This window comes from Photorhabdus sp. P32 (assembly GCF_038085095.1).
Classification (GTDB): Bacteria; Pseudomonadota; Gammaproteobacteria; order Enterobacterales; family Enterobacteriaceae; genus Photorhabdus; species Photorhabdus luminescens.
Map to the genome: position 1 here is coordinate 63,671 of NZ_JAZGJN010000276.1, position 7,999 is coordinate 71,669.

Consider the following 7,999-nt stretch of genomic DNA (forward strand, 5'->3'; position numbering starts at 1 on the left):
CTGCAACTCGAAATCTATTAGGTATATAATTATCGCTTTGCTGTTTATTGTATAAATCGGCTTGCTTAGGTTTTAAAATGAAGTGAAAACAGATAGTTAAAATGATGATGAAAAGATTATTGCGGTAAATAAAGATTAAATCTGATAGCTAATGCATAAGATTAATCCTGTTGAATGTAAAAAGGGCTAAGTAGAAAAGTTTTTTTACGCCGGAGATAAATGGGAGTTTGAAAAGATTTTAGCTTCAATATTTGAAGGTTAAATGAGTTGATAACCAAAATGGATACTTTTATCAATATCAATTGATTTTATTGGAAGTTTTTATTTTACCCTGCAATTCTCCATTTTATTTACTGTGATACGCCAAGGCGATAAAGCAACCTTAGTTAAGCGTGATTTTAATCATCCACCAGGATAAGTTTTTTCATGCGAGTACTCTCATGGTGTTTTGTGCAGGTGGTATTGAGATAGCACAAGGTCGCTTGGCAAATGGTATAAAGTTTTAATAATATTCAGTAAGTATGCTGTATTTAAGGTTTTATACGTTTTTAGTATTTACCACACTTATGAATATTGCAGGTTTAATACTGGGTTATTTTAACGCAATACTTATTGAAAAATGTATAATCTGATGATAATTTAAACTTAATGTGCTGATTTTAATGATAAAACAAACCAGTGGAGTAAATAGTTTGGAATTAAATCAAGTAATTAAAGCTCTTAATGAATCTGGTAACAACTGGACTGTAGAGCAAATAGGTGAATGTCTTGCAATTACTAACGAAGACGGAATTAAGGCTCATCTGGCTATTTGTGGCAGGCAAATTACAGTGGAAGCATTGCTGTTTTCGGAAGAGAATGTTTTAGATCCCGCTTCTTTAAATCAGTTTATTTTAGAAACGCATAAAATGATGCCTCTGACTTCAGTTGGAATAACTAAAGTAGATGGTCAATCTTACTATACTGCTTTTGGTTCATTGTCATCAGAATCAAAACAAGAAAGCGTTGTCATCGAAGTCTCTATGCTGTTTGCCAACATCACTGAGCTTCTTGATGCGTATTCTGAGTTTCTAAAATAACAATGTAGGGGAAAGGTCAATGAATGTATGGAAAAAGCTTTTTAAGGCAATTAAAGGAACGGTAAATAACGCGGCAGAATCTGTCGCTGATGGCAACGCACTGACGATTCTTGATCAGGAAATCCGAGAAGCAAAAGCAGAAATCCGCCGTGCGGATGAAAGCCTGGTTAGCATTATTGCTAAGCGAAAAATGGCGGAGAAAAAGGTTTCTGATATCAAAAATAGTATTACAGAGTACGAGGGGTATGCTCGCTCTGCTGCGGGTAAAGGTGACAATGGGCTTGCTCTGGAGTGTGCTCAGAAAGTTGCGACTCTGCGTGACGAGTTGGAAAGAGAGCAAACGTTGTTTGAATCGTTCCAGAAGGCTGAAACGACGCACCGACACAATGTGCAAGAAGCGAAGAAAAAGGTGTCTCAGCTTGAGAATCAGGTTGATTTGGTTAAGGCGACTGAACAGGTGCAGAAAGCTCAGGCTGCGACTCAAAGCTCTGTGGTTGGCGCCTCGTCAAAAACATCTACCGCCCTTGATTCCCTTGAGCGTATCAAGTCACGTCAGGCTGAGAAAGCGGCGCAGTTCGAAGCTCAACAGGAGCTTCACGATAGTATGACTTCTAGCGATCTGGATAAAAAGCTTAAAGAGGCAGGCATAACTTCAAACTCTACGTCGTCCGCAGAAGATGAACTTGCCCGTATCCTTGGCAAGTAAATACTCAGTTGTTAAATCAAGATCCTGCTTTTAAAGTGGGATCTTCCTATCAAGAGACGTTTTTATGCTTTCCAAAATCGCAGATGCGTTTAAGAGCGCATTCGGGGGTAAGGCAGTTGCGCCTGTTGTTCCAAAGGTGCCGGAAGTATTAGGTTTGCGTATTGGTGGTGTATTTGAGATAGACCCGCTGATGCTAAAACTGATTGAGTCTGACCTAACAATCGAAAATGCGGCTTCAACTCAGCTTATATGTTCCGTTGGTGTTGTCGACTTAGGTGATAACGTGCGTTTGGTTCGTTATTACACGGATGACGAAGGTTACCTTCAAGTGCTGCAAGAAGGTGAGGGGGATGACGGTGTGAAGGAGGTGAGTCTCTGGTACTTTTACGAAACTAAACCGATCGATTCACAAGCTCAATGGGATGCGCTGATTAAAAACGGTATTGTCACGCCAAATGGGGAATATGATCTCGACGGCACCCAGTTCTCTCGGTTGTGGGACAATGTTAAGCCTGTGGCTGTTACCGAGAAAACTTACAGTAAAGAGGGGCGTATAACTGAAACTGATCAGTTTGTGATGGTGTATACGCGTCAGGTTACTCATAACAGAACAGAAGAGCTTCAAGTTGTGGGAGAAGAAAAAGTTGTCGGGAATCACCTGGATAGATTAATGGTATTGAGCACCGGTATTCAACTTAACCAAACTGATTTTAAAGTGGTGGCATAAATGATCACATTGGAAAATGAAGAACAGGCTTTCACTCAGTTTATGCACGGTGTAGGCAATTTTGGGTTGTGTTTTGGTTTGGCGCTGGTTTTTTTCATCGTTTTCAAATTTATCTACACAATAATTACTCCGCATGATGAGTGGAAATTGATCAAGGAAGAGAAAAACACAGCTGCTGCGATATCGCTTGGCGGTGCGCTGGTTGGTTACAGCATCGCCATTGCAAGTGCGGCAAGCAACTCTGTTGGCGTCATTGATTTCGTGATGTGGAGTGTTATTGCGTTGTTGGCCCAGATTGCTGGTTTTTTCATGGTTCGCATATTTATGATGCCAAAGATTGTATCTCGCATCGAGAATAATGAGGTCCCGGCTGCGGTTGTGCTGGCGGCGGTGTCAATTTCTGTTGGTCTTTTAAATGCAGCTTGCATGACTTACTGATTTGGGGATCGTATGACGAACGGCAACAAAAAGCGCAGAATGCGCAGCACCGCCATTAACATTGAGAGTAAACGTAAATATTGGCGTGGGTTCTCATTCACGTCATTGGCGCTCAGTGTGGGTTCACTCGTGGGTTGCGGTCAATCGGCGGATGAACTGTCAATTAATATCTATAAGGATTTGGCGTCTTGTCAGAATAATCCAAAGAATACGATTGCTGCTCAATGTGAAGCCACATATCAGGCGGCATTACGTGAAGCAGAACGCACTTCGCAGAAATTTCGTAAGAAAGCCATGTGTGAGCTTGAGTACGGTGAGTGTGAAGCAATGCCGGGGGCTGTAGGTTATCGACCGAAGATGGCCGCTTTTATGATGGCAGAGGTGAAGCCAGAACAGTTTAACCAATACGACATGGCTGAAAAGTACCGTAATGTGTTTTACCAGCCGCTATTTACTTCAACGTCAGGCTATAGCGACTTGTACGGTAAGCTTTTTTTCGCTGATAGTAAGGTCATTGGCGCTTATTCCGATATTAGCAACATCCAGTACGAGATGAACCGACGTTATTTGCATCCGCTGGAGACGGTTCGTTTGCCAATTGAGAAAGAAGTTTCTCAAGGTGGAACACATGTCGTTGCAGGTATAAACCCTATACTGGGCTCCCGATCAACTTCTTATATTACATCTGGGATCGTTGATGAAATCGGTGATTACTCAGCGCGTAAGCATAAAGAGAGAATGTATCGAGAGCGCTTGATACGTGAAAATGAGCAAAAATTTAAAAACAGCAATTCCCGTTATTCTGGTTATGATAGTAAGCCAATCGTTACCACCAAGTCTTCTGGGGGTTTTGGTTCAACATCTTCCGCTAAATACAGTTGGGGGGGTTAACCAGCGCTGACATTTTATTCTCGGGCTTCTTGTTATCAGTGTTTTGCATAGAGTCATTATTGCTGTATTAAGCATTATCAAAGGGTTAACGTCATGCTTCAGATCCCAACAACACCTCGTCATGACTGGAAAGCGCGAGCAAAAGAATTTGGGTTTGGTTTCCATACAATCGATAATGAACCGTACTGGACGGAAGACCATTACTATCAGTTTACTCTCAAGCAAATTGAAGAGCATATTGAAGAGCCGACCGCGGAAATCCACCAGTTGAGTCTTCAAGCCGTAGAGCGAGTAGTCAACAGTGATGAGTTGATGGCTAAATTCCAAATTCCAGAAGCAATGTGGTCATTGGTTCGTGCATCCTGGCAGCGCAGAGATCCAAGCCTCTATAGTCGTCTTGATTTTGCTTATGATGGTAAAAACCCGGCGAAGTTATTGGAAATTAACTCAGATACGCCGACCTCTATTTATGAACATGGTTTTTTTAGTTGGCTGTGGTTGGAAGATAAAGTTAACCGTGGCGAATTGCCTCATGCTGCTGATCAATTCAATTTACTACAGGAGCTGCTTGTTAATCGCTTCTGTGAATTGAAACCCTTTTTGCCATTCAATACGCTTCATTTTGCTTGCTGTAAGGGCACAGAAGAGGACAAAGGTTCGGTTGATTACATGGCTGATTGTGCCAAAGATGCCGGTATTCATACCGAGTTTGTCTATATTGAAGATATTGGACTCAGCGAGTGTGGTAAGTTTACGGATAGTAATAGCAAGATCATTGATTCTATATTCAAGTTGTACCCGTGGGAGTTCATGTTTCGTGAAGAATATGCTCAACACTTGGTTACGGCGGGTGTTAACTGGTTTGAGCCAATGTGGAAATGCATCACCTCGAATAAGTCAATTTTGCCATTGCTTTGGGAAATGTTTCCAGGACACCCAAATTTGCTTGAAGCTTATTTTGCCGATGATCCGCAAGCCAAGCGCCTAACTCACTACGTTATGAAGCCTATATTCAGCCGTGAAGGAGCGAATATTAGTATTCATAAAGATGGCAAAGTGGTTGAAGAGGTAGATGGTCCTTACGGTGAGGAGGGTTATATTGTACAGCAGTACACCCCATTGCCAAAGATTGGTGATAGCCATGTTCTTATCGGTAGTTGGCTCGTGAATGATACGCCGGCTGGCCTATCGGTCAGGGAAGATATTGGCAGGATCACGAAAGATACATCACGATTTGTGCCTCATATTATTTTAGGTTAATGATTCTATAACTATCTGTTTCGTAATGATAAATTTTCCTGCCTAAAATAGAGAGTTGATATATTTATTTCTGGAGCAGGGTGGAAGACCCTGCTTTCTGGCTTTTTGTCAACATCCAACTTTATCGCTGAAATGTCATATTGGTATGATTTTTCATCCATTTTTTAACATGTATTCTCCTTCTTCTTTATTACTATGGTGAAGCACTGTGCGCATCAGAAGTCGATCCAATTCGGTATCTGCGAGGTGTTTTTTGTCTTTGAGTTCGCAGCGGGTAACTGAATCATCCAATTCGCGGCAGATAAAGTTATGAATACGCTTAAAACGTGGGCTATATTCCGTTTCGTCAGCGTTACGCTTGATGGCAAGTAGAGTCTGTATCTCTTGCATCAGCGCTGTGTCTGCAACAGTTCCGGCCAGCAAGGTGTCGAAGCGCATCGGAGGTACGCCTTTACCGGCTTCGATCCAACGTACCGCCAGCAATGGGCGTAGTACATAAAGGTATTTTTTCAGCCGAATTTTCTCGCCTTGCAGATAACCACGAAAGTTTTTCTTCGCCATCGACAGATAGTGATATCGCGCTCTGTTGTTGGAGAAATAGTCTGGTAATAGGGCACGTAGCGCCGCCATAAACTCCACGTCTTCGTAGTAGATTACCGGTGAGTCTGCCCATTCCATCAATGTCGGGTTGGCTCGTTTCAGCAACCCTAAAGTTTTACGCAGTTCCCAACCACAGATATCTAGCTCGTTGCTGATCGGTAGCTCAATAACATCCCGAGAGGGATCGACGCGTAAGTACCATGATGGCGCATGTACATAAATAAAACGTACATCGTAATCACTGTTTGCCGAGGCAAATCCCCAACCGCGGCTACCTGATTCACAGGCGTAGAGTATTCGTATTTGCAGCTCTGTCTCAAGTTGCGCCAGTTTTTGGCATATGTGCTGCTTCATGATGTCACTGATACCAAATTTTTCTTTCATCTTGATTATCCTTTTACGCAAACCACTTGACGCAGGGTGTGAACGATTTCTACTAGTGAAGACTGAGCGGCCATTACAGCCTCAATGTCTTTGTAGGCCATCGGAATTTCATCGATGACGTCGCTGTCCTTGCGGCATTCCACGTGTGCTGTGGCACGCTTCTGATCCTCTATTGTGAAGCGTTTTTTCGCTGCCGTGCGGCTTAATACTCGTCCTGCACCGTGGCTGCATGAGCAAAAACTCTCTTCGTTTCCCAGACCGCGCACGATAAAGCTTTTCGCGCCCATTGAACCAGGAATGATGCCCATGACGCCTTGGTGTGCAGCGACTGCGCCTTTGCGTGTTACTAACACGTTTTGGCCGAAGTGCTGCTCCTGTTGTACATAGTTGTGGTGACAATTTACCGCTTCCATCGTGGCAGTGAACGGCTTTGCTATTACCGTCGCCAGTGCTGCCAGTGTATGTTGCATCATGACTTCGCGATTATGGCGGGCGAAGTTTTGTGCCCAACCGACTGCTTCCATATAATCGGTAAAGTGACGGCTGCCTTCCTCAAAATAGGCCAGGTTACGATCAGGCAGGTTAGCGATATGTTGTTTCATGTCCTGCTGGGCAAGGGTGATAAATAGATTACCAATGGCATTTCCTACACCGCGGGAGCCACTATGCAGCATTACCCATACCCGGTCAGATTCATCCAGACACAGCTCAATGAAATGATTACCGGTACCTAGTGTCCCTAAGTGCTGATGGTTATTGGTTTTCAGTAATTGTGGATATTTATCGGTTAGGCGTTTAAACCCGGTTTGTAACATGCTCCAATGGCGATCGACGGTTTTTGGCGGTTGCTGCCAGGCGCCTTTATCCTGACCGGTACGGTTTGCCGTGCGTCCATGTGGTACAGCGATTTCAACAGCATGGCGGATCGTATATAGGTTGTCCGGTAAATCTTTGGCATTCAATGAGGTACGTACTGCCATCATGCCACAGCCGATATCTACGCCTACCGCGGCTGGAATAATCGCTCCACGAGTCGGGATGACACTGCCGATGGTTGAACCTTTCCCAAGATGTACATCAGGCATAACCGCTAAATGGCTAAATATGAAAGGCAATTTTGCTATATTTAATAGTTGTTCACGAGCCTCTGCTTCTACCGGTACGCCGTGAGTCCACATTTTTATTGGTACACTGTTTGGCGCGGTCATTAGCTCGTAATCGTTTGTTATCACATTGTTCTCCCGGTTACTTAGCCGTCACTATTATTGTAATTTAAAGTAACGAATATTTTTTCTTTTTAATCAATGCTTCTGAATTTGTTTTTTATCTTGATTTTCTCTTAAACCATTAGGAAAATATTGTAAATTGAAACTTTATTCCACTATTAATATAGTATTCTGTTTAATGGTAATTGCAATTATTTGAGTTATTATTTTGTTGAGTAATGTTGAAATTGTGATGTTAATCTATATAAAAATGTATTTATAAAAACATATATGAATTTATTATAGTTTTAAATTATGTTGATAATTGTAAAGGAAATGTAAAATAATTAAATTATTTAATGTTATGATATTTTTGCAATAGTGAGTTTATATACTATTCAAATAGATGTATATATTTTTATAATTATCATGTGGATGTAAATAATTATTAAATGAGTAACATTATCTTTTGATGAAATAATATTTCTATGGTTAGAATAAAATCATGGGCTGAATTTAATATATTTATTGAAAATATCAACATGTGTAGTATATGGCCTATGACATTTTTATTGATTTATTCTTTTTAAATTTGATTTATATCTTATTGATATCAAAATATATTTTTAACCTTATGTTTTATTTGGCTTTTTTGTGGATTTATTTTCATTATAAAGTGTGGAAAATAAACCTCTGCACTATTTATAAC

Annotated in this window: 8 protein-coding genes; 6 read left to right on the plus strand and 2 right to left on the minus strand. The window is 41.4% G+C overall.

What is annotated here, in order from left to right; genetic code table 11:
- Positions 1-662: 662 nt before the first annotated feature.
- From V2H77_RS15320 to V2H77_RS15345, 6 genes are all read left to right on the plus strand, one after another.
- A complete protein-coding gene (locus V2H77_RS15320; protein WP_049583355.1) occupies positions 663-1,079 on the plus strand; it encodes a DUF2170 family protein in 417 nt (138 codons plus the stop codon).
- A 19-nt stretch (positions 1,080-1,098) separates the two neighbouring features.
- The gene (locus V2H77_RS15325) at positions 1,099-1,785 is read left to right on the plus strand and encodes a PspA/IM30 family protein (RefSeq protein WP_341499484.1); all 687 of its coding nucleotides are present in this window, start codon (positions 1,099-1,101) and stop codon (positions 1,783-1,785) included.
- A gap of 64 nt (positions 1,786-1,849) precedes the next feature.
- Positions 1,850-2,512, plus strand: a complete 663-nt coding sequence (locus tag V2H77_RS15330) for a YjfK family protein (protein ID WP_341499485.1) — start codon at positions 1,850-1,852, stop codon at positions 2,510-2,512.
- On the plus strand, positions 2,513-2,950 hold the full coding sequence (locus tag V2H77_RS15335; RefSeq protein WP_088373577.1) for a DUF350 domain-containing protein: 438 nt from the start codon (positions 2,513-2,515) through the stop codon (positions 2,948-2,950).
- A gap of 12 nt (positions 2,951-2,962) precedes the next feature.
- The gene (locus tag V2H77_RS15340; RefSeq protein WP_132349043.1) at positions 2,963-3,841 is read left to right on the plus strand and encodes a DUF1190 domain-containing protein; all 879 of its coding nucleotides are present in this window, start codon (positions 2,963-2,965) and stop codon (positions 3,839-3,841) included.
- Between the two features lie 93 nt (positions 3,842-3,934).
- The gene (locus V2H77_RS15345) at positions 3,935-5,101 is read left to right on the plus strand and encodes a glutathionylspermidine synthase family protein (RefSeq protein WP_341499486.1); all 1,167 of its coding nucleotides are present in this window, start codon (positions 3,935-3,937) and stop codon (positions 5,099-5,101) included.
- Positions 5,102-5,254: 153 nt separating this feature from the next.
- Here V2H77_RS15345 and V2H77_RS15350 read toward each other — a convergent pair whose 3' ends face one another.
- Together V2H77_RS15350 and V2H77_RS15355 are read right to left on the minus strand one after the other, a co-directional pair.
- A complete protein-coding gene (locus V2H77_RS15350; RefSeq protein WP_341499487.1) occupies positions 5,255-6,085 on the minus strand; it encodes a nucleotidyltransferase domain-containing protein in 831 nt (276 codons plus the stop codon).
- Positions 6,086-6,090: 5 nt separating this feature from the next.
- The gene (locus V2H77_RS15355; protein WP_341499488.1) at positions 6,091-7,317 is read right to left on the minus strand and encodes an RtcB family protein; all 1,227 of its coding nucleotides are present in this window, start codon (positions 7,315-7,317) and stop codon (positions 6,091-6,093) included.
- Positions 7,318-7,999 lie beyond the last annotated feature (682 nt).